The sequence below is a fragment of the Streptomyces sp. NPDC088261 genome (genome assembly GCF_044740805.1).
Taxonomy (GTDB): Bacteria; Actinomycetota; Actinomycetes; order Streptomycetales; family Streptomycetaceae; genus Streptomyces.
In genome coordinates, this window is sequence record NZ_JBIURL010000003.1 from 524,564 (window position 1) to 547,278 (window position 22,715).

At 72.8% G+C, this 22,715-nt stretch carries 17 protein-coding genes; 13 read left to right on the top strand and 4 right to left on the bottom strand.

The features are described 5' to 3' along the window. Positions 1-43: 43 nt before the first annotated feature. The 4 genes from ACIODU_RS09520 to ACIODU_RS09535 all read left to right on the top strand — a co-directional run bounded on the left by ACIODU_RS09520 (position 44) and on the right by ACIODU_RS09535 (position 8,480). A complete protein-coding gene (locus ACIODU_RS09520) occupies positions 44-2,191 on the top strand; it encodes an ATP-binding protein (protein ID WP_401765746.1) in 2,148 nt (715 codons plus the stop codon). A 121-nt stretch (positions 2,192-2,312) separates the two neighbouring features. After that, a complete protein-coding gene (locus ACIODU_RS09525; RefSeq protein WP_401765748.1) occupies positions 2,313-3,854 on the top strand; it encodes a PucR family transcriptional regulator in 1,542 nt (513 codons plus the stop codon). Positions 3,855-4,920: 1,066 nt separating this feature from the next. Further along, entirely contained in the window at positions 4,921-6,366 is a 1,446-nt protein-coding gene (locus tag ACIODU_RS09530; protein ID WP_401765751.1) for an aldehyde dehydrogenase family protein, read from the top strand. Positions 6,367-6,506: 140 nt separating this feature from the next. Continuing rightward, the gene (locus ACIODU_RS09535; protein WP_401765754.1) at positions 6,507-8,480 is read left to right on the top strand and encodes an acyl-CoA dehydrogenase family protein; all 1,974 of its coding nucleotides are present in this window, start codon (positions 6,507-6,509) and stop codon (positions 8,478-8,480) included. An 85-nt stretch (positions 8,481-8,565) separates the two neighbouring features. On the opposite strand, the gene ACIODU_RS09540 is transcribed toward ACIODU_RS09535, so the two are convergent. Next, positions 8,566-9,759, bottom strand: coding sequence for a glycoside hydrolase family 64 protein (locus ACIODU_RS09540; protein ID WP_401765757.1), 1,194 nt, complete (start codon positions 9,757-9,759; stop codon positions 8,566-8,568). A 275-nt stretch (positions 9,760-10,034) separates the two neighbouring features. Here ACIODU_RS09540 and ACIODU_RS09545 point away from each other — a divergent pair, with 275 nt between their 5' ends. From ACIODU_RS09545 to ACIODU_RS09580, 8 genes are all read left to right on the top strand, one after another. Then, positions 10,035-11,006: a GNAT family N-acetyltransferase gene (locus ACIODU_RS09545; protein WP_401765760.1), complete on the top strand. Its 972-nt coding sequence runs from the start codon at positions 10,035-10,037 to the stop codon at positions 11,004-11,006. Between the two features lie 81 nt (positions 11,007-11,087). Then, a complete protein-coding gene (locus ACIODU_RS09550) occupies positions 11,088-11,843 on the top strand; it encodes a hypothetical protein (RefSeq protein ID WP_401765763.1) in 756 nt (251 codons plus the stop codon). Between the two features lie 127 nt (positions 11,844-11,970). Then, the gene (dxr, locus tag ACIODU_RS09555) at positions 11,971-13,224 is read left to right on the top strand and encodes a 1-deoxy-D-xylulose-5-phosphate reductoisomerase (protein WP_401765765.1); all 1,254 of its coding nucleotides are present in this window, start codon (positions 11,971-11,973) and stop codon (positions 13,222-13,224) included. After that, positions 13,221-14,522, top strand: coding sequence for a site-2 protease family protein (locus tag ACIODU_RS09560; RefSeq protein ID WP_356430122.1), 1,302 nt, complete (start codon positions 13,221-13,223; stop codon positions 14,520-14,522). Before dxr ends, ACIODU_RS09560 begins: the two co-directional genes overlap by 4 nt. A 222-nt stretch (positions 14,523-14,744) precedes the next feature. Then, a complete protein-coding gene (ispG, locus tag ACIODU_RS09565) occupies positions 14,745-15,902 on the top strand; it encodes a flavodoxin-dependent (E)-4-hydroxy-3-methylbut-2-enyl-diphosphate synthase (protein WP_161309630.1) in 1,158 nt (385 codons plus the stop codon). A gap of 197 nt (positions 15,903-16,099) precedes the next feature. Then, complete coding sequence (locus ACIODU_RS09570; protein ID WP_356430119.1) at positions 16,100-16,945, top strand: GNAT family N-acetyltransferase; 846 nt, start codon at positions 16,100-16,102, stop codon at positions 16,943-16,945. A gap of 30 nt (positions 16,946-16,975) precedes the next feature. After that, positions 16,976-17,542 (top strand): GNAT family N-acetyltransferase, encoded by a 567-nt coding sequence (locus ACIODU_RS09575; protein ID WP_401765770.1) that lies wholly within the window; start codon positions 16,976-16,978, stop codon positions 17,540-17,542. A 101-nt stretch (positions 17,543-17,643) separates the two neighbouring features. Continuing rightward, entirely contained in the window at positions 17,644-19,338 is a 1,695-nt protein-coding gene (locus tag ACIODU_RS09580) for a proline--tRNA ligase (protein WP_401765773.1), read from the top strand. A gap of 879 nt (positions 19,339-20,217) precedes the next feature. Here ACIODU_RS09580 and ACIODU_RS09585 read toward each other — a convergent pair. From ACIODU_RS09585 to ACIODU_RS09595, 3 genes are read right to left on the bottom strand one after another with little or no spacing between them, the layout of a single operon-like run. Further along, positions 20,218-21,120 (bottom strand): aminoglycoside phosphotransferase family protein, encoded by a 903-nt coding sequence (locus tag ACIODU_RS09585; protein WP_401765777.1) that lies wholly within the window; start codon positions 21,118-21,120, stop codon positions 20,218-20,220. 17 nt (positions 21,121-21,137) lie between these two features. After that, a complete protein-coding gene (locus ACIODU_RS09590) occupies positions 21,138-21,560 on the bottom strand; it encodes a ferritin-like domain-containing protein (RefSeq protein WP_356430108.1) in 423 nt (140 codons plus the stop codon). After that, a complete protein-coding gene (locus ACIODU_RS09595) occupies positions 21,557-22,066 on the bottom strand; it encodes a hypothetical protein (protein ID WP_401765780.1) in 510 nt (169 codons plus the stop codon). Before ACIODU_RS09595 ends, ACIODU_RS09590 begins: the two co-directional genes overlap by 4 nt. A gap of 150 nt (positions 22,067-22,216) precedes the next feature. Here ACIODU_RS09595 and rimP point away from each other — a divergent pair, with 150 nt between their 5' ends. Beyond that, entirely contained in the window at positions 22,217-22,714 is a 498-nt protein-coding gene (gene rimP, locus ACIODU_RS09600) for a ribosome maturation factor RimP (RefSeq protein WP_161307571.1), read from the top strand. Position 22,715: the final 1 nt, after the last annotated feature.

Genomic DNA, 22,715 nt, shown 5'->3' on the forward strand with positions numbered 1-22,715 from the left:
CGGGTACACAGATCGGACCTGGCTGGTCAGGGGGCAGGAGCTCATGGACACCGACGGCACGTACGAGGCGCGGGGCGACGCGAGGGGGGACTCCCGGGGGACACGCGGCAACCCCGTGCCCCGCCCCGCGGGACCGCCGCCGCCCATGCCGGCCCTGCCTCCGACCACCCCCCCGACCGTCCCCGGCCCGCCGCCCGCACCGGGGCACGCCCCCGTCATGGGCCCCACCCTGCGCGAATGGCTCCACACACCGCGGCTCGCGGACGGGCCGGGAGTCTGGGCGTACGGCCATGTGGCGCGCCCCGCCGAGGAACCCGAGCGCACGCCGATCCGCCAGCTCGTCAGCGGCGCCCTCATCTCGCTCCTCGCCGGTCTGCTGCTCTGGTCGCTCCTGTGGAACATGTACCTCGGCGGCTTCTGGCTCTGGCCGCTCTACATGTTCACCCCGGACTCCTGGCGCGGCTCGATGCCGTCCGTCGTCGCCGCGTACGTGTACTACGGCATCGTCGTCGTCGTGTTGCTCGTCGTCTTCGGCCGCCTCGGCCGCTGGGCCGAGCTCGCCCGCCGCGTCCTCGGCCACCGCGCCGAGACCGCCGCGACCGCCCCCGCCCCGCCGGGCCCCGAGGACGATCTCGCCGAGTGGCCCGAGCTGCGGGCCGCCGGGCAGGGGGAGACCGCCGCGCGGCTCGCCGCCGAGGTGCGGGACGGGCGGATGAACGACGTCGACTACACCCGGATCCGCCGCGCCTGGCAGTCCGTACGGGCCGACCCCTCCCGCCTCACCGCCTTCACCGACGAGGTCCGCGCCCACGGCGCCGCCGCCTGCGTCCACCCCTCCCACGCCCGCGACCTCCCCGTCCGCGCGGCCCGGCACGACCTGCTCGGGCGGCAGGTGCTGCTCGGCACGGTCCAGGACGGGCAGCGCAACCCGTACGCCCGCCGCGGGACCGGACTGGCCCTCGACCCCGACCTGCTCGGCACCTCCCTGCTGGCCGTCGGCCCGCCCGGCACGGGCAAGACCCGCGCCCTCGTCCGCCCCGTCGTCGAATCCCTCGCCCTCCAGGCCCTCGCCGGACGCGCCGCCGTCATCGCCGTCTGCGCCACCGGCACCCGTCTCGGCCCCGACGACGCGTACGACGTCGTCGTGCGCCTCGGCGACCCCGCCTCCGCGTACGACCTCGACCTGTACGGCGGCACCAACGACCCGGACGAAGCCGCCACCCTCCTGGCCGAAGGCCTGGTCGGCGACCTCGCCGACACCGACGGCCGGCGCGCCACCACCGCCCTCGCCCAGCTGCTCGGCCCCTTCCGCGCCGCCCACGGCCGCCTGCCGTCCGTACCGGAACTGCGGGAACTGCTCGACGGCGAACCCACCGCCCTGGCCGCCCTGCGCGAGGCGCTCGACACCCAGGGCCAGTACGGCATGCGGCGCGAACTCGACACCAGGGAACGCCAGTCGGGCACCCCCGGCGACCCGGGCCCCGCGCTGGCCGACCGGATCGCGCTGCTCGACCGCCCCGCCTTCGCCGGGTTCTTCGACACCAGCGGCCGGACCAGGCCGTTCTCCCTGCGCACGCTGGAGCACCCGCTGCGGGTCCGCATCGACCTGCCCGAGCGCGGCCACGCCGAAGCCTCCCGGATGCTGGCGCGGCTGATCCTCGCCCAGTTCACCGCCAACGCCGCCGTCCGGGCCGACCGTTCGCTCTTCGCCTGCCTCGTCCTGGACGACGCCACCCGTACCCTCACCGCCGGGACACTGCGCGGCGTACAGCGGCTGCGGTCCGCCAACGCGGGCGCCGTGCTCACTCTCCGTACGCTCGATGACGTACCGGAAGCACTGCACACCTCCCTGCTCGGGGCCGTCGGCTGCCGGATGGCGTTCTCCGGGATCACGACCTGGGACGGCAAGCGGTTCGCCGAGGCGTGGGGCACCGAATGGGTCGAGACCCGGGACGTCACCCAGCGCACGGTCTTCGCGGACCAACCGCTGACCCGGGCCATCCACGCCTTCCGCAAACTGGTCACCGGCAAGGCCGTGACGACGGACGCGGTGACCGTACGGCAGGTCGAACGCGAGCGCTGGTCCGCCTCCGACCTGGCGCACGCGGTTCCCGCCGGGCACGCCGTGCTGTCGCTGCGCACGGTCGGCGGCGAGCACGCGCCGCCGCTGCTGGTGGATCTCGGCGGCTGAGACCGGCACGGCGTTCGTACAAGCTGGCAGGATTGGAGGACGCCGTTCGTACGGGACGGCGTACTCGCCCGCCGGTTTCCCGGACGTCCCGACGTTCCCAGACAAAGGCCTCGGTCCCGCCATGCCGCCCACGCTCGCCTCGCTCGTGCAGCACTCGGCCCTCCACCTTCGGGTGCGCGCGGGCGAGGAGCTGCTGCGGACGCCCGTGCGCTGGGCCCACGCCAGCGAGCTGGCCGACCCCGTCCCGTACATGGAGGGCGGCGAACTGCTCCTGGTCACGGCCACCACACTGGACGCGGAGGACCCGGCCGCGATGACGGCGTACGTACGGCGGCTCGTCGGCGCGGGGGTGGCCGGGCTCGGCTTCGCGGTGGGCGTGAACTACGACTCCGTCCCGGAGGCGCTGATCGCCGCGGCGCGCGCCGAAGGGCTCCCCCTGCTCGAAGTGCCCCGGCGCACGCCCTTCCTGGCCATCAGCAAGGCCGTGTCGGCGGCGATCGCGGCGGACCAGTACCGGGCCGTGACGGCGGGCTTCGAGGCCCAGCGTGAACTGACCCGCGCCGCGCTCGCCGACGGACCCGCCGCGCTGCTCGCCCGGCTCGCGGCGCACGTGGACGGCTGGGCGGCGCTGTACGACGCGACCGGCGCGGTCGTCGCCGCCGCGCCGGAGTGGGCGGCCAGGCGCGCGGCCCGGCTGACGGCGGACGTCGAACGGCTGCGGGAGCGGCCCGCGCCGGCGAGCGTCGTCGTCGGGCACACGGGCCACGGCGACGGCGCCGAGGACCGGGTCGAACTCCAGTCCCTCGGCACGGGCCGCCGGGCCGGCGGAGCGCTGGCGGTCGGTACGGGGGCGGCGCTGGGCACCGCCGAGCGGTACGCGGTGCACTCGGCGGTCGCCCTCCTCACGCTCACCACCGAGCGCTCTCGTGCCCTCCGCGAGGCCGAGCAGCGGCTCGGCGCGGCGGTCCTGCGGATGCTGCTGTCCGGGCAGCCCGACCACGCCCGCTCCGTGGCGGGCGAGCTGTACGGCGGCCTCCTCGACGCGCCGTTCCGCCTGCTGATCGCCGAACCGGACTCCGACACGACGGAGCCCGGCGCCCTGGAGGCCCTGGCGGACACGCTGGAGGCGGCAGGGGCGCGGGCGGGCGAGGCGGTGCTGGCGGTACCGGACGGGGAGCGGCTCGCGGTGCTCGCGGTGGACGGGGGCGCGGTGGTGGCGGCCGCGGGGGGCGCTGCGGTCGGCGGCGTCGTGATCGGGCTCTCGGCGCCCACGGGGCCCATCGCGGTGGGCGGCGCGTACAAACAGGCCGAGGCGGCGCTGTCCGTGGCGCGGCGGCGGGGGCGGGTGCTGGTCGAGCACGAGGAGCTGGCGGCGGGCTCGATCCTCCCGCTCCTGGCGGACGACGCGGTACGGGCGTTCGCGGACGGCCTGCTGCGGGCGCTGTACGAACACGACGCGAAGGGCCGGGGCGATCTGGTGGCGTCGCTCCGGGCGTGGCTGTCGCGCCACGGCCAGTGGGACGCGGCGGCGGCGGATCTGGGCGTCCACCGGCATACGCTCCGCTATCGGATGCGGAGGGTGGAGGAGATCCTGGGTCGTTCCTTGGACGACCCGGATGTGCGGATGGAGCTGTGGCTGTCGCTCAAGACGACGGAGAGGTAGCGAGGAGCGATGTCCTCACGCCGGACGGGCGTCTGCGCGGCGGTGGTGGGCGCGGCGTCTCATGTGTCCTCGCGCTGGACGGGCGTGCGCGCCCCGGTGGTGGGCGCGGTTTCCTTCTTTTGTCCTCAATCGCCGGACGGGCTGGGTGTGTCGTGGTGACGGGGGGCGGGGCCTGCGGAGGTACGTATGTCCGGACTGCATGTTTTACGGCGCGTGCGGGCCCTTGTTTTGTTTGACGGTAGTCATGCGCCACAAAACACGCTTTACGTCCGGCCACACGCACCTCCTCCGACCCCACCCCCCTCACGCCGAGGGTGAGCTGAACGACCCCGCCCGCCCCGGGGTCCCTGAGGTCCGTTGCGCGGGCGCGGCTTACCGATGTCCTCAAGCGCCGGACGGGCTGGATGGTGCCCTGCGCGGTGCGCGGGTGCGGGTTACGGATGTCCTCAATCGCCGGACGGGCTTGAGGGGGCGTCCGGGCGGGCTGGAGGGGCGTCGGGACGGGCTGGACTGTGGCCTCCGCGTTGGTGCCGGGTGCGGGTTACCGATGTCCTCAAGCGCCGGACCGGCTTGAAATGCCCCGGTGCGGGTCCGGGCTGCCTCCAGCTCCGCCCCGGAGCGGGCCGGGTAGTGACGCGGGCCTGGAAGGGGGACGGGCAGGGGTCGTGTCCGGAACGTAAAGCGTGTTTTGTGTCGCATGGCGAACGTCAACCAATACGACCGGCCGCACGCGACGTAAAACATGCAGTGCAGGACACGGCCCCTGACCGGCCCCCGGCAACCGACCCGCACTGGGGGCACCGGGCCGCAGCGGGCACCATCAAGCCCGTCCGGCGATTGAGGACATCAGTGAGCCGCGCCCGCGCACCGGGCAGGCGCCACCACCAAGCCCGTCCGGCGCTTGAGGACAAGCAGGAAACCGCGCGCACCACCGGGACGCAGACGCCCGTCCGGCGCGAGGGCAACATCTACCGCAACGCGGGACCGCCAAAGTGGCCACCACCGACCCGCCACCACTCCACCGTGGCCAAGAAACCCCACCCCCGCCCACCCCTACCGTGGACCCATGACTCCCACCACCGCCTTCTGGCTCGCCGGCCGCCAGGCCACCGGCGAGGACGCCTTCGACGTGACCTCCCCCTGGGACGGCCGCCCCGTCGGCACCGTCGCCGTGCCGACCGAGCAGCAGGTCGAGGAGGCCGTCGCCGCCGCCCACGCCGTGCGCGGCGTCTTCGCCGCGACGCCCGCGCACCAGAGGGCGGCCGCCCTCGACCACGTATCGCGCCGCCTCGGCGACCGCGCCGAGGAGATCGCCCGCCTCATCTCCGCCGAGAACGGCAAGCCCCTCAAGTGGGCCAGGGGCGAGGCCGGCCGCGCCGTCTCCGTGTTCCGGTTCGCCGCCGAGGAGGCCCGCCGGTTCAACGGCGGCGAGGCGCAGCGCCTCGACACCGACCCCGGCGGCGCCAGCCGCCTCGCGCTGACCCGGCGTTTCCCCAAGGGCGTCGTCCTCGGCATCGCGCCGTTCAACTTCCCGCTCAACCTGTGCGCCCACAAGGTCGCCCCCGCCCTCGCCGTCGGCACCCCGATCATCCTCAAGCCCGCCCCCGCGACGCCCCTGTCCGCGCTGCTCCTCGGCGAGCTGCTGGCCGAGACGGACCTGCCGGCCGGCGCCTGGTCGGTCCTGCCCGTGCCGAACGACCGGATGCCCGCGCTCGTCCAAGACGACCGGCTGCCGGTGATCTCGTTCACCGGCTCCGACAAGGTCGGCTACGCGATCATGGACTCCGTCCCGCGCAAGCACTGCACGCTCGAACTCGGCGGCAACGGCGCCGCCGTCGTCCTCGCCGACTACGCGAGCGACCAGGACCTCGACCACGCGGCGACCCGCATCGCCACGTTCTCGAACTACCAGGGCGGCCAGTCCTGCATCTCCGTGCAGCGCGTGATCGCGGACGCGGCCGTGTACGAGCGGCTCGTGCCGAGGATCGTCGCCGCCGTCGAGGCCCAGGTCACCGGCGACCCGTCCGACGAGACCACCGACGTCGGCCCGCTCGTCAGCGAGGACGCCGCCCGGCGCGTCGAGTCCTGGGTGGACGAAGCCGTACAGGCGGGCGCCCGCCTGCTGACGGGCGGCAAGCGGGACGGCTCCTCGTACGCGCCCACCGTCCTCGCCGACGTCCCCGACGACGTCACGCTGGCCTGCGAGGAGGTCTTCGGCCCGGTCCTCACGCTCCGCAGCGTGACGGGCGAGGAGGCCGCCTTCGAGGCCGTGAACGAATCCAAGTACGGCCTCCAGGCAGGGGTGTTCACCCACGATCTCCAGGCCGCCTTCCGCGCCCACCGCGCCCTGGAGGTCGGCGGCGTGATCATCGGCGACGTGCCCTCGTACCGCGCCGACCAGATGCCGTACGGCGGTGCCAAGCAGTCCGGCGTCGGCCGCGAGGGTGTGCGGTTCGCCATGGAGGACTACACGTACGAGCGGGTGATGGTCCTGACGGGCCTGGACCTCTGACAGGCGCACGCGACCGTGGTGGGCCGATCGATCGGTCGGCCCACCACTGGTGGACCTGTCGGATATCGGGTAGATACGGACGAGTAGAACCGGCCGGTACCCGTCCATCGCTCCCGACACCGCGGCGAGGTGAGTTCCTCATGTCCGCCCCATCCGCACCCTCAGAAGCATCCGCACCGAAGGACCCGCAGGGCAGGCCCACAGTCTCCGAGCGTGAGGCCCGACAGGTCGCCGAGGACGCCCGTGAGCAGGGCTGGCGCAAGCCCAGCTTCGCCAAGGAGATGTTCCTCGGCCGCTTCCGCCTCGACCTCATCCACCCGCACCCCGTGCCCGCGTCCGAGGACGTCAGGCGGGGGGAGGCGTTCCTGGCCAAGCTGCGTGAGTTCTGCGACCGGGAGATCGACGCCGCCCTCATCGAGCGCGAGGCCAGGATCCCCGACGAGGTGATCGCCGGCCTCAAGGAGCTGGGCGCGCTCGGCATGAAGATCGACGTCAAGTACGGCGGTCTCGGCCTCACCCAGGTGTACTACAACAAGGCCCTCTCCCTCGTGGGCTCCGCGAACCCCGCCGTCGGCGCGCTGCTCTCCGCCCATCAGTCGATCGGCGTACCGCAGCCGCTCAAGATGTTCGGCACCCAGGAGCAGAAGGACACCTTCCTGCCGCGCCTGGCCCGTACGGACATCTCCGCCTTCCTCCTCACCGAGCCCGACGTGGGCTCCGACCCCGCCAGGCTGGCCACCGCGGCCGTCCCGGACGGCGACGAGTACGTGCTCGACGGCGTGAAACTGTGGACCACCAACGGCGTCGTCGCCGACCTCCTCGTGGTGATGGCCCGCGTGCCGAGGTCCGAGGGCCACAAGGGCGGCATCACGGCGTTCGTCGTCGAGGCCGGCTCCCCGGGCATCACGGTCGAGCACCGCAACGCCTTCATGGGCCTGCGCGGCCTGGAGAACGGCGTGACCCGCTTCCACCAGGTCCGCGTCCCGGCGGCGAACCGTATCGGCGAGGAGGGCGCGGGCCTCAGGATCGCGCTCACCACCCTGAACACCGGACGCCTCTCCCTGCCCGCCATGTGTGTCGGCGCGGGCAAGTGGTGCCTCAAGGTCGCCCGCGAGTGGTCGGGGGCCCGCGAGCAGTGGGGCAGGCCGGTCGCCCGCCACGAGGCCGTGGGCGAGAAGATCTCCTTCATCGCGGCGACCACGTTCGCGCTGGAGGCGGTGGTCGACCTCTCCTCGCAGATGGCCGACGAGGACCGCAACGACATCCGGATCGAAGCCGCGCTGGCCAAGCTGTACGGCTCCGAGATGGGCTGGCGGATGGCCGACGAACTGGTCCAGATCCGCGGCGGCCGGGGCTTCGAGACCGCCGAGTCGCTGGCCGCGCGCGGCGAACGGGCCGTCCCCGCCGAGCAGATGCTCCGGGACATGCGCATCAACCGCATCTTCGAGGGCTCGACGGAGATCATGCACCTGCTGATCGCCCGCGAGGCCGTCGACGCCCATCTCGCGGTGGCCGGCGACATCATCGATCCCGACAAGTCCCTCTCGGACAAGGCGAAGGCGGGGGCGCAGGCGGGCCGGTTCTACGCCCGCTGGCTGCCCAAGCTCGTCGCCGGTACGGGCCAACTCCCCGGCTCGTACGCGGAGTTCCACCCGAGCGGACACGCCGACCTGTCGGTCCACCTGCGGTACGTCGAGCGGACCTCGCGCAAGCTGGCCCGGTCCACGTTCTACGCGATGTCCCGCTGGCAGGGCCGCATGGAGACCAAACAGGGCTTCCTGGGGCGGATCGTGGACATCGGCGCGGAGATCTTCGCGATGAGCGCGGCCTGCGTACGGGCCGAGATGCTGCGCACCGGCGGCGACCACGGCCGCGAGGCGTACCAACTGGCCGACGTCTTCTGCCGCCAGGCCAGGATCCGGGTCGAGGAGCTGTTCACGCGGCTCTGGTCCAACACGGACGCGATCGACCGCAAGGTCGTGGACGGCGTTCTGTCCGGTACGTACACCTGGCTGGAGGAGGGCATCGTCGACCCCAGCGGGGACGGCCCCTGGATCGCGGACGCGACACCGGGCCCGTCCGGGCGGGAGAACGTCCACCGCCGGATCGGCTGACGCGGCGGGGGAGTTGGGGGGCAGCATCACAGGGCCGCGTCCGTGACGGTGGACGCGGCCCTGTCGTGCGGCCAGAAACGGGGGGCTAGTTGAACGGGTCCAGCGTGATGTACGCCTGCTGCGGGTTGCCGTCGTTCACCAGCGACTCGTGCGCGCCGACGTCGTCGAACGCGAACGCGTACGCCTTGCCGTCGGCCATCCGGTCGTGGAGCAGCCGGGCGTAGTGGTTGGTGACGCCGTCCTTGTAGAAGTTCGCCGCGCTCGTGTCCGGCTGGTTCGGGTTGGTCAGCAGCGTGGAGCGGTTGTACCCGGCGCACAGGGTGCGCGAGATCGGCCCCCGGACCAGGTCGTTGGGCGCGTCCAGCAGCTTGTAGCAGCCGAAGACGCTGTCCGAGTCCGGTTTCTGGAAGGACGTGACCACGGCCCCCGCGCTGTTGGTGAAGTTCATGACGTTGCCGGAGACCCGCCCGAAGTACTTGGTGTTCGGCTGGTCCGCGAACGGGGTCACCGTCAGCGTCGAGGACGCGTACTTCGTCCAGACCCGGTTGACGTAGTCGTTCATGACCGTGGCGGACAGCGCGCCGGACCCCACGCCGTGGCCGGGCGAGAGCGCGCGCAGGACCGTTCCGTCGGACCGGGTCTGGATCAGGCCGCCCCAGCCGGACTGGGCGCGCAGCGCGCTGTAGAAGCCGTTGTAGCCGCCCGGCTTGAGGTGCCCGGTGGTCTTGGTGGTGCCGTTGGGGATCTTGACGCCGACCGCGTACGGCGCCGAGAACATGTCGACCTGCGTGCTGTTGATCCAGATCCCGGCGTCGTTGAGCGTGTACTCGGTCCAGTTGAAGAGGATGTTCCGGTTCGGGTCGGCCGGGTTCTGCACCGCGGGCTGCACGAGGCCGCCGGTGGTCAGCTTGAAGACGAGTTTCTGACCGTACGAGAAGTACACGCGGCCGGAGAACTTCGGCAGCCGGATCGTCTTCGACTGCCCGTTCGCGGGCCCGGCGATCGACGCGTCGGGCGCGGGGGTCGGCGGGTTCCCGCCGGCGGGCCAGGCGTGGAACGTGCCGTTCTCGTCGGCCCAGCCCTGCTGGCCCGTGGTGAGCAGGGTGCCGAGGTTGTAGACGTACACCGGGTCGGTGCGCCCGGAGTTGTTGGTGAGGGTGAGGGGGATCGTCGTCGGGACGGCTGCCTCGGCGGGTTCCGCCGGTGCCGCGGCGGTGAAGCCCGCGGCGAGGATCACCGCGGCCGCCAGGGGCGCCAGCACCTTCTTCAGGGAGAGCACGCTCTGCCTCCTGCACTGTGGGGGTCGAGGGGTTGAGAGCGCTCTCAGAATCGATCCGGCGGGTGGTCATGTCAATGGACATGACACAACTGCCCCGCCCCGGGCGGCCGTTCCCCCCACCCCGGGCGGCCCCCGCCCCCGGCCCCGAAAACCCTTGGGAGCGCGCCCGCCGACCGCGTATCGTCTCCGCGGACTTCCGGCCGGAGTACGGCGGCGGACAGGGCGACCGGACACGGCTGCGGACATGAGGGCACGGCGATGAACAGGGTGACGCGATGACGGACTTCGGCCTGGTGGACGACCCTTCCCGCTGGCAGGAGGGCTTCGAGCGGAGGCTGCGCGCGGCGTACGGCTCCGCCGGGCATCCGGCCGCCGCGGCGGACCGCCGTATCGAGGAGGTACGGGCGGGCGCGGCCCGGCGGACGGTCGCCGAACTGACCTCGGACAGCGGCGGGGCGGTGGGCTGGGTCGCCGTGTCCCTCGACGAGGACGAGCCGGGCTCCTCCCTCACCGGCCGGATCGTGGACCTCTGGATCGACCCCGCGCACCGCGGGCGGGGACACGGCGAGGCCGCCCGTACGTGGGCCGAGGAGCGGTGCGCGGCGGCGGGGGCGACCCGGCTGACCGTACAACTGACCGAGGCGGACCCGCTGTTCGCGCACTACTCCGTCCGGGGCCAGACCCGCCTGCGCCACCTCGCCGGTCCGGGCCGGGACGTCACGCCTGCCCGCGAGGCCGCACGGGCCCGCGACGCCCGGCCCGCCCTCACCGCCCGCCCGATGACCCCGGACGAGTACGGCCCCTGGCTCGTGGCGGGCAAGGACGAGTATGTCGCCGACATCGTCCGCTCCGGGTCCCTCACCCCCGCCGAGGCGCGGGCCAAGTCGGACCGCGACTTCGCGGACCTCCTGCCCGCCGGACCGGCCACCCCCGACCACCACATCGTCGTCCTGGAGGCGGCGGGCGCCCCGGTCGGCACTCTCTGGCTCAAGCACCACCACCTCCCGGGAGTGACCTTCGGCTTCTCGCTGGAGATCGACGAGAGCCACCGGGGCAAGGGGTTCGGCCACGCGTCCATGGCGGTCGCCGAGAGCGAGACGCTCGGGGCGGGCGACTCGGTGCTGATGTTCAACGTGTTCGGCGGGAACACCGTCGCGATGGGCCTGTACGACGCGTCGGGCTACCGCGTGGTCCTGGAGCACCGCTACACGGTGCTGCCCCGCGAGGCTCCTGACGCCGGGTTGTGAGCCGGCCGCCCCCGTGCCGCACAATCGAGCCTCGGTCGTCGTGATCAACAGAGCCGTGATCAACACAGCGGGGGGAACAGAATGACCGGGACGGAGAAACGCGGCGGGCGCGACCGCCTGGCGGCGGCCCTGCTCGCCGTGAGCGTGCTGGCCGGTGTCGCCGGATGCACCGGCGGCGGTACGGCCGACAACAAGCCGTCCCCCGCCGCCTCCCCGGCGGGCCCGCCGCCCCGTACCGAACGCCAACTGACCACCGCCGCCCTCTCCGACGGCGAACGGGCCGGCGCCTACACCGTGTCCACGTACCCCCTCGGCGGTCCGCTCGACACGGACTACACCGCCGCCCCCGCCGTCTGCCAGCCCCTCGTCAGCCTCGCCCCGGGCGTCAGCGGGTTCCGCCCCGCCGCCGAGGTCGGCCGCCGGGCCGAGGACCCCCGCGAGACGCTCGGCGTCACCGTGGACCTCCGGCTGCGCTCGTACGCGGGACAGGGCGCGGCCCGCGTCATGAAGGCCCTCACCACCGCGGGCCGTACCTGCGCGGGCGGGTTCACCGAGGATCGGCTCTCCCCCGTGCGGGCGACCTACCTCGCCGTCGAAACGGTCGAGGCGCCGTCCCTGGGGGACGACTCCGTCGCGTACCGCTTCACGATCAGCGACATCCGGGACAAGAAGACCAAGAAAAAGCTGTACGAATACCTGACCGTCGTACGATCCGGCTCCACCACCCTCTCCTTCCGCGCCGAGGTCACCGGCACGAAGGACGTCGGCACGAAGGACGCCGGTGCGGTGCCCGTCGACGTGATCCGCGCCCAGTGGGCCAAGTTCGACGCCTCCTGACCGGGCGTACGGAGGCACCGCCCCGACCGCCCTCCGACGGCACCGCCCGGCCTCCGCGGGTCATGATTCGGTCGTGTGGAGGGGCGCGCTGTCCTGACACGGCGCCGATGGGGCAAGAATGGGGCCCATGAGCGACAGCCCAGCCCCTCTCGCGGACCCGCACATCGCCTTCGACACGGCAGAAGGCCGCCGGGACATCGTCGTCCTCGGCTCGACCGGCTCCGTCGGCACCCAGGCCATCGACCTGGTCCTGCGCAACCCCGACCGCTTCCGCGTCACCGCGCTGTCCGCCGCGGGCGGCCGGGTGGCGCTGCTCGCCGGACAGGCGCGGCGGCTCGGAGTGCGTACGGTCGCCGTCGCGCGCGAGGACACCGTGCCCGCGCTCAGAGAGGCCCTGCGGGCGGAGTACGGCCCGGGCGAGCCCCTCCCCGAGATCCTCGCGGGGCCGGACGCGGCCACCGAACTCGCCGCGTCCGACTGCCACACCGTGCTCAACGGCATCACCGGCTCCATCGGCCTCGCCCCCACCCTGGCCGCCCTCGAAGCCGGCCGCACCCTCGCCCTCGCCAACAAGGAATCGCTGATCGTCGGCGGCCCCCTGGTCAAGGCCGTGGCGAGACCCGGCCAGATCATCCCCGTCGACTCCGAACACGCCGCACTCTTCCAGGCCCTGGCCGCCGGCACCCGCGCCGACGTCCGCAAACTGGTCGTGACGGCCTCCGGCGGGCCCTTCCGGGGCCGTACGAGAGCGGAACTGGCGGACGTCACCCCCCAGGACGCGCTCGCCCACCCCACCTGGGCCATGGGCCCGGTGATCACGATCAACTCGGCGACCCTCGTCAACAAGGGTCTCGAGGTCATCGAGGCACATCTGCTGTACGACATCCCGTTCGAACGGATCGAGGTCGTCGTCCACCCGCAGTCGTACGTCCACTCGATGGTGGAGTTCACCGACGGCTCCACCCTCGCCCAGGCCACCCCGCCCGACATGGGCGGACCGATCGCCGTCGGACTGGGCTGGCCCCGGCGTGTCCCGGACGCGGCCCCCGCCTTCGACTGGACGAAGGCGTCGGCGTGGGAGTTCTTCCCGCTCGACACCGAGGCCTTCCCCTCGGTGGGACTGGCCCGGCACGTCGGTACGCTCGGGGGCACGGCTCCCGCGGTGTTCAACGCCGCGAACGAGGAGTGCGTGGACGCTTTCCTGGGGGGCCGGCTCCCGTTCAACGGCATCATGGACACGGTCACCGAGGTCGTCGCGGAGCACGGGAATCCCCCCACGGGAACCTCGCTCACCGTGCCGGACGTCCTTGAAGCGGAGACCTGGGCCCGTGCCCGGGCCCGGGAACTCGCGGTAAAGGCGACAGCGGAGGCTCGCGCATGACGATCCTGTTGACGATTCTCGGCATCGCCGTCTTCGCCGTGGGACTGCTGATCTCGATCGCCTGGCACGAACTGGGCCACCTCTCCACGGCCAAGCTCTTCGGCATCCGCGTGCCCCAGTACATGGTCGGCTTCGGGCCGACGGTGTGGTCGCGCAAGAAGGGCGACACCGAGTACGGGCTCAAGGCCATCCCGCTCGGCGGCTACATCCGGATGATCGGCATGTTCCCGCCCGACGCCCAGGGCCGTATCGAGGCCAGGTCGACCTCGCCGTGGCGGGGGATGATAGAGGACGCGCGCTCCGCGGCCTTCGAGGAGCTGGAGCCGGGCGACGAGACGCGCCTCTTCTACACGCGCAAGCCCTGGAAACGCGTCATCGTGATGTTCGCGGGCCCGTTCATGAACCTGATCCTCGCCGTCGCGATCTTCCTCGGCGTGTCCATGAGCTTCGGCTTCGCGACCCAGACCACCAAGGTCGCCGGGGTCCCGAAGTGCGTCATCGAACAGAGCGAGAACCGCGAGTCGTGCGCCAAGGGCGACCCCGTGTCGCCCGGGTACGCCGCGGGCCTCCGTACGGACGACCGGATCGTGGCCTTCAACGGGCAGCCCGTCAAGGACTGGTCGGCGCTCTCCGACCTGATCCGCAAGACCACCGGGCCCGCCACCGTCACCGTCGACCGCGACGGTACGGAGAAGGTCCTGCACGCCACCCTCGTCTCCAACCAGGTCCTCGCGAAGGACTCCGACGGCCAGGCCATAGAGGGCGACTACGTCACGGCGGGCTACCTCGGCTTCCTCTCCGCCACGGAGATCGTCCCGCTCTCCTTCACCGACTCCGTCGACCGGATGGGGACGATGCTGGAGGACGGCGTCGACTCGATCGTCGCCCTCCCGTCCAAGATCCCCGATCTGTGGAACGCGGCCTTCGACGGCGGTGAGCGCAAGGCCGACTCCCCGGTCGGCGTGGTCGGCGCGGCCCGCATCAGCGGCGAGGTGATGAACCTCGACCAGCCGACGCCGAACCTGATCGCGACCCTGCTCTTCGTGGTCGCGAGCTTCAACCTCTCGCTGTTCCTCTTCAACATGCTGCCGCTGCTGCCGCTCGACGGCGGGCACATCGCGGGCGCGCTGTGGGAAGCGGCCAGGCGCAACCTCGCCCGGCTCTTCAGGCGGCCCGACCCCGGCCCGTTCGACGTGGCGAAACTGATGCCCGTGGCCTATGTCGTGGCCGGCATCTTCATCTGCTTCACCGTGCTCGTCCTGATCGCCGACGTGGTCAACCCCGTCAAGATCAGCTGATTCTCCCGCTTCGCCACGGCCGGACACCTTTCGTGTCCGGCCGTTGGCCTTTGGGTGGACTTTTCGCGGCGATGTGCCCCGGCGTGGCGCCGTGGCGTAATCTCGGGGTTCCGGAGCCCGCCGGTCCCGCCCGGCCGGGCGGCCCGGCCGGTCAGTCCGACCAGCCGGTCCGACCACCCAGTCCGATCCGCATCTGAACCACACCTTGGGGTTGCACACCAGATGACTGCAATTTCTCTCGGAATGCCCGCCGTTCCGACGAAGCTCGCCGAACGAAGGGTCAGCCGCAAGATCCAGGTCGGATCGGTCGCGGTCGGCGGGGACGCGCCGGTGTCGGTGCAGTCGATGACGACCACGCGTACGTCGGACATCGGCGCGACGCTCCAGCAGATCGCGGAGCTCACCGCCTCCGGCTGCCAGATCGTCCGGGTGGCGTGCCCGACGCAGGACGACGCGGACGCGCTGGCGACCATCGCCCGCAAGTCACAGATCCCGGTGATCGCCGACATCCACTTCCAGCCGAAGTACGTCTTCGCGGCGATCGACGCGGGCTGCGCGGCGGTACGGGTGAACCCGGGCAACATCAAGCAGTTCGACGACAAGGTCAAGGAGATCGCGAAGGCGGCCCGGGAGACCCGGACGCCCATCCGGATCGGCGTGAACGCCGGCTCCCTGGACGCGCGCCTCCTCAAGAAGTACGGCAAGGCCACCCCCGAGGCCCTGGTCGAGTCGGCGCTGTGGGAAGCCTCGCTGTTCGAGGAGCACGGCTTCCAGGACATCAAGATCTCGGTCAAGCACAACGACCCGGTCGTGATGGTCAACGCGTACCGCCAGCTCGCCGCCCAGTGCGACTACCCGCTGCACCTCGGCGTCACCGAGGCCGGACCGGCGTTCCAGGGCACGATCAAGTCCGCCGTCGCGTTCGGCGCGCTGCTCAGCGAGGGCATCGGCGACACCATCCGCGTCTCTCTGTCGGCCCCGCCGGCGGAGGAGGTCAAGGTCGGCATCCAGATCCTGGAGTCGCTCAACCTCAAGCAGCGCCGCCTGGAGATCGTCTCCTGCCCGTCCTGCGGCCGCGCCCAGGTCGACGTCTACAAGCTCGCGGACGAGGTGACGGCGGGCCTCGACGGCATGGAGGTGCCGCTGCGCGTCGCCGTCATGGGCTGTGTCGTCAACGGACCGGGCGAGGCGCGCGAGGCCGACCTCGGTGTCGCCTCCGGCAACGGCAAGGGCCAGATCTTCGTCAAGGGCGAGATCATCAAGACCGTCCCCGAGTCGAAGATCGTGGAGACGCTCATCGAAGAGGCGATGAAGATCGCCGAGCAGATGGAGCGCGACGGCATCCCCTCGGGCGAGCCCGAGGTCTCCGTCTCCGGCTGACCGGACGGCACCCTCTCCTCACCGGACTCCGACCGGACCCTCTCAGGCACAAGACTCCGACCGAACCCCCTCAGGACTCCCACCGGATCCCGCGTCCCCCCACCATCGGGGCCGCGGGATCCGCTGTCCGGGGGGCGGCGCTCCGCCCGGCCGCCAGGTACAGTGCGGAGATCAGCAGACCGTTCGGTGAGGCCCTCGTGTTGACGCACACCACCACCCGGGTCCTCGAACCCAGCGAACTCGGCGCGGCGCTCGCCATCCTGGAGAGCGATCCCGTCACGAACGCCTTCGTGACCTCCCGCGTGCAGGTCGCCGGGCTCGACCCCTGGCGCCTCGGCGGCGAGATGTGGGGCTGGTACGCGGACGGGCGCCTGCGCTCCCTCTGCTACTCGGGCGCCAACCTCGTCCCCATCTGCGCCACCCCCGAGGCCGTACGCGGCTTCGCCGACCGTGCCCGCAGGACCGGCCGCCGCTGCTCCTCCATCGTCGGGCCCGTCGAGCCCACCACCCAGCTCTGGCGCCTGCTCGAACCCAACTGGGGCCCCGCCCGCGAGGTCCGCGCCAACCAGCCGCTGATGGTCACCGAACACCTCCCCGCGACCGTGCCGCCCGACCCGCTCGTCCGCCGCATCCGCAAGGACGAGCTGGACGTGATCATGCCGGCGTGTGTCGCCATGTTCACCGAGGAGGTCGGCGTCTCGCCGCTGGCCGGCGACGGCGGGCTGCTCTACCAGGCGCGCGTCGCCGAACTCGTGGGCGCGGGACGGTCGTTCGCCCGGATCGAGGACGGCAGGGTGGTCTTCAAGGCCGAGATCGGCGCCGCCACCCCGCGCGCCTGCCAGATCCAGGGCGTCTGGGTCGACCCCGCCCACCGGGGCCGGGGACTGTCCGAGACCGGCATGGCCGCCGTCGTACGGTACGCGCTCGCCGACGTCGCGCCCGTGGTGAGCCTGTACGTCAACGACTACAACACCCCCGCCAGGGCCGCCTACCGGCGCGTCGGGTTCCGCGAGGTCGGCGCGTTCATGAGCGTGCTGTTCTGAGCGTGCCCCGCGGTCAGTAGGGTTCGGCCCATGCTGAGCATCCCCGGGGACAACCCCCGGACCCCCGACGTACAGGTGGGCCCGGTCGACCTCGCCGCCCGCGTCGACGAGGCACTCGCTGTGCAGGCGCTCGCCTTCGGGCTCAGCGACGACGAGATCGAGGTACGCCGCCACATCGTGCTGCGGCACCTGATGTACCCCGGCTGCCGCGCGCTCGGCGCGACCACGCCGGAGGGGCGCCTCGTCGGGTTTGTGTACGGGCTGCCGAACGACCGCGCGCACTGGTGGTCCTCGGTGGTCGAGCCGTACCTCCGCTCGGCGGGCACCGACAGCTGGCTGGACGACACGTTCGTGATCACCGAACTCCACGTCCACCCCGGCTTCCAGGCCCGGGGCATCGGCCGCGCCCTGATCACCACCCTCACCGACGGCGCGGCCCAGCCCCGGTCGATCCTGTCCGCGATCGACGTCGAGAGCCCGGCCCGGCGGCTGTACCGCATGCTGGGGTACGAGGATCTCGCGCGTCGGGTGCTGTTCCCGAGCGCCCCGAAGCCGTATGCGGTGATGGGCGCGCACCTGCCGCTGCGGCGCCCGTAGGGAGCGTCCCGGCGGGAGAGCCCGCTCTAACTGATTTCCGCCCGCCGGTGCCGCCCGGCTAACCTCCACGCATCAGCCGAGAGAACGCAGGAGTGCTCCCCATGTCCCAGGTCCAGCGCATGTCCCGATTGATGGCCAAGACATTGCGCGACGACCCGGCGGACGCCGAGACCCTCAGCCACAAGCTGCTCGTCCGCGCCGGTTACGTACGCCGCACCTCCGCCGGCATCTGGAGCTGGCTGCCGCTGGGCAAGAAGGTGCTCGACAACATCGCGCGCGTCGTCCGCGAGGAGATGGACGCGATCGGCGCCCAGGAGGTGCTGCTGCCCGCGCTGCTGCCGAAGGAGCCGTACGAGGCGAGCGGGCGCTGGGACGAGTACGGCGACCTGCTGTTCCGCCTCAAGGACCGCAAGGGCGGGGACTACCTGCTCGGCCCGACGCACGAGGAGATCTTCACCCAGCTGGTCAAGGACCAGTGCTCGTCCTACAAGGACCTGCCGGTGATGCTCTACCAGATCCAGACCAAGTACCGCGACGAGGCCAGGCCCCGCTCGGGCGTGCTGCGCGGGCGCGAGTTCCAGATGAAGGACTCGTACTCCTTCGACACCACGGACGAGGGCCTCGCCGAGTCGTACGCGCTGCACCGCGCCGCGTACCAGAAGATCTTCGCCCGCATCGGCCTCGACTTCCGGATCGTCTCGGCGGTGTCCGGTGCGATGGGCGGCTCCGCGTCGGAGGAGTTCCTGGCGCCGGCGGCGGCGGGCGAGGACACGTTCGTGGACTGCCCGAACTGCGACTACGCGGCCAACACGGAAGCCGTCACCTTCGCCTTCACCCCGCCCGCCGAGATCGTCGAGCACGGGCCGCTGGAGGAGCTGGACACCCCCGACACCCCGACCATCGAGACGCTGGCCGCGCACCTCGGCGTGCCCGCCTCCGCGACGCTGAAGAACCTGCTCGTCAAGATCGACGGCGAGGTCACGGCGGTGGGCGTGCCCGGCGACCGCGAGGTCGACCTCGGCAAGCTCGGCGAGCACCTCGCGCCGGCGGTCGTGGAGGTGGTGACGGCCGAGGACTTCGAGGAGCGGCCGGACCTGGTACGGGGTTACGTCGGCCCGCAGGGCCTCAAGATCCGCTACATCGCCGACCCCCGGATCGCGGCGGGCACGGCGTGGGTGACGGGCGCGAACAAGCCCGACACGCACGCGCGCAACGTCGTGGCCGGGCGGGACTTCGAGGTGGACGAGTACCTGGACGTCGTCGTGGTCGAGGAGGGCGACCCGTGCCCCACGTGCGGTACGGGCCTCAAGCTCGACCGCGCGATCGAGATCGGTCACATCTTCCAGCTCGGCCGCAAGTACGCGGACACCTTCCAGCTCGACGTCCTCGGCCAGCAGGGCAAGCCCGTGCGCGTGACGATGGGCTCGTACGGCATCGGCGTCTCGCGCGCGGTCGCGGCGCTGGCGGAGCAGTCCGCCGACGACAAGGGCCTGTGCTGGCCGCGGGAGATCGCGCCGGCGGACGTGCACGTGGTCGCGGCGGGCAAGGCGCTCCAGACGGAACTGGCGCTGGACGTGGCGGAGCAGCTGGCGGCGGCGGGGCTGCGGGTGCTGGTGGACGAGCGGGCCGGGGTCTCGCCCGGCGTGAAGTTCACGGACGCGGAGCTGATCGGCGTACCGCACATCGTGGTGGCGGGGCGCCGGGCGGCGGAGGGCGTGGTGGAACTGAAGGACCGCCGCACGGGGGAGAAGGAGGAGCTGCCGGTGGCGGACGCGGTGGCGCGCCTGCGCGCGTAGCGCGCGCCGGGACGTTGGCCCCGGGGCCCCGAGCCGGACTCGGGCCTCCACCCCGGCCCCCTCCGACACCACGCCGCCTACCGCACCGACTCCGGGGGCGCTGCCCCCGACCCCCGGCGCCTCAATCGCCGGCGGGGCTGGACATGCCCTCCGGGCATGCACCCCGCCGGCGCTGCCGACCACCGCTTCGGTTGTCGGCCGACGTCCCTGCTTCGGGGGCGCTGCCCCCGGACCCCCGCGCCTCAATCGCCGGCGGGGCTTGATACGCCCTCCGGGCATGAGCCTCGCGGGCGGTGTCGAGTGCTGCTTCGGGAATCGGCTGGCGTACCTGCTTCGGGGGCTCCGCCCCCGGGCCCCCGCGCCTCAATCGCCGGCGGGGCTTGAGGTGCCCCCGGGCTCAGCCCTGCCGGTGCTGCCCGGATGGAAACTTCGATCTCGCCGGGCAATGCGCGCCCGCAGGGAAGATCGGCGCTCAGCGCCACTCAAGCCCGTCCGGCGTTTGAGGACATACGCGCGCAGCGCGTGCGGGACAGGGCGGCCTGGGCGGGGCGGGGTGGATCAAGCCCGTCCGGCGATTGAGGACAAGCGCGCGCAGCGCGTACGGGGACACGGCGGCGCGAGTGGGGCCGGGGCCCCCGGGGCGCACCGCGGCTGGGCGTGTATCAAGCCCGTCCGGCGTTTGAGGACAAACGCGCGCAGCGCGTGCGGGACGCGGCGGCCTGGGCGGGGCGGGGTGGATCAAGCCCGTCCGGCGATTGAGGACAAGCGCGCGCGGCGCGGGCGGGGCAGCGTGGGCCGGGTCGTGGCACTGGGCGGCAGGCAATCCCAGCCCGTCCGGCGATTGAGGACGGCGTTCGCGCGGCGCGGTCGAGGGCATCGCTACAGCCAGCTCGCGTACTCCAGCAAGACCTCCGCCTCCTGGCGACGCCCCCGCGTCAGCGACCTCGTCCCCGACTCCACCGCCCGGAACAGCGCCCACCCCCGCAACCGCTCCTGGTCCATGTCCAGGGACTCCGCCAGCCGGCGGACCCGGCGCCGCGTCGACGACGCGCCGGGGGCCGCCGCCACCAGGTCCTCCACCCGGTCCCGCGCCAACCGCGCCACGTCGTACGCGCGCTCCCCGACCACCGGCTCCGGGCCCACCGCCAGCCACGGCGACCGGTCACCGGCCAGCACCTTGCCCTGCCGGAACGCCCCGTGCAGCAGCAGCGCCTCGGGCGCCGCCGCGCACAGCTCGTCGCGGGCGGCGAGCGCCGACGCGACCAGCGGCGCCAGCCCCGCGTCCGCCGCCGCGGCCGACCGCATCGCCGACGCCTGGCGCGCCGTCCGGTCCGCCACCGACTCGAAGCCGTGCTCCGGCGGCGGCGCGACCCACAGTTTCCGTACCGTGTCCGCCGCCTCCAGCAGCGACTTCGCCTCCGGCAGCGAGCGCAGGGACATCTCCGGGTGCAGCCGCTCCAGCAGCAGGGAATCGGGGGTGGTGTCCAGCAGCTCCGCCGCCCCCCAGCCCTTCCAGTGCGCCAGCGCCGCCTGTTCCAGGGAGGGCGCGGCGAAGGGCGGGACGATCTTCAGCGTGGCGGGGGCGCCGTCGGAACGCCGTACCAGCAGCACCAGACCGCTGCGCCCGCCCGGCTCCACCACCCGCTCCACGGTCACCCCGTGGTGCGCCACGGCCTCGGCCGCCCGCGCGGGCAGCCCGGCCAGCCAGGCGGCGGCCCGGTCGCCGTACGTCTCGCCCAGCGTGCGGGCCAGCCGTTCCGGCGGTTCAGAAGCGAAAGCCATACGTCCCCTTCGTCAGCTCAGCGTCGCTCGGCGAGCCCGGGAAAGGTCACGCCGCTGCCGCGCCAGCGGACCGCCCGTACCGCCGCCTCCCGGAGCGCGCCCGCGGCCTCCCGCCGCGTGGGGCCCTCCGAGGCCCGCACCAGGTCGGAGTAGACGTCCGCGACCCGGTCCTCCAGCTCGGCGGCGAGCCGGACGGCCGCGGCCCGGTCGGGGACCGCGAACGGCAGAGCGTACGCGGCCGCCGCCACGGCCGGCTCACCGCCCAGGTCACGCACGGTCCTGGCGAGCGCGTCCCGGCGGGCCCGGTGCGCGGCGTACGCGGCGGTGGCCTCGGAGCGGCGGTCCTCGCCGACCCGGGCGCCGACGATCCCGTACCCGTACACGGCGGCGTGCTCCGCCGCCAGCGCCGCCTGGGTGGCGTCCAGCGTGCCGGTGCTCACGAGACGGAACCTTTCGTCAGCAGGTAGACGTGCGCGGCGCCGGCCGCGGCCAGCGAGGCGAGGAGACGGGCGAGTTCGGGGGGCGCGTCCAGCAGGGCGGCGGAGTGCGCGTCGGCGGTACGGCGCTCCGCCGCGGCCAGCGTCCTCAGCGCGTCGGCGGGATCGTCCGCGAGGGCGAGAGCCCCCGCCGGCGTCGCGGACACCGAGGGGGACGGGGAAGAGGGGGACGGGGAAGGGGAGGCGGGGGACGCCGGGGCCAGCGCCTTCACGTGCGCCGCCACCGCCGTACGCAGCGGCGTCAGCGCGCCCGCCAGGTCCGGGTGCCGGTCGAGGACCGCGTCGTACTCGGCCAGCAGCGCCCGGCTGTCCCGCGCGGCCCGCAGGCGCCGGGTGTCGTCCGCCTTCTTCACCGCCGCGGGACCGGGACCCTCCGAGGAGCAGGCCGTCAGCAGCCCGGCTCCTCCGGCGATGAGGGCATGCCTGCGTGTTGTCCCCGTGCGCCCCACGCGTCTCTCCTCGGGCTCGCGATGATCACCGCAGGCGAGCGTACCCGCGGGTCACCCTCCGGTGGACGGCAACACCCCCCGGGACCGGATACCCTTTGATCTGACACACGACGATCCCACAACAGCACACGCGGCCGAGGAGTCACCCGGATGAGCACCACCGAGAGCGAGAGGCTGCGCGTACTGCTGGAGCCGCTCGTCAGCGCGAAGGACCTCGATCTGGAAGAGGTCGAGGTGGCCCGGGCCGGCCGGCGTCGTGTGCTGAGGGTCGTGGTCGACTCCGACGAGGGCGTGGACCTCGACGCGTGCGCCGAGCTGAGCCGTGACATCTCCGACGAGCTCGACGAGACCGACGCCATGGGCGAGGGCGAGTACCAGCTCGAAGTGACCTCCCCGGGTGCCGAGCGACCGCTGACCGAGCGCCGCCACTACGTGCGCGCCGTCGGCAGGCTCGCCCGGTTCCAGCTGGACGAGGGCGACGAGTTCGTCGCGCGCATCCTCACCGTGGACGACGAAGGACTCGACCTCGAAGTGCCGGGTGTGAAGGGGCGCAGACCCACCGCCCGGCGCGCCGAGTTCGCGCGGATCGCCAAGGCGCGCGTGGAGCTCGAGTTCAACCGCAAGGACAAGAAGGAAGAGGAGGCGTAGC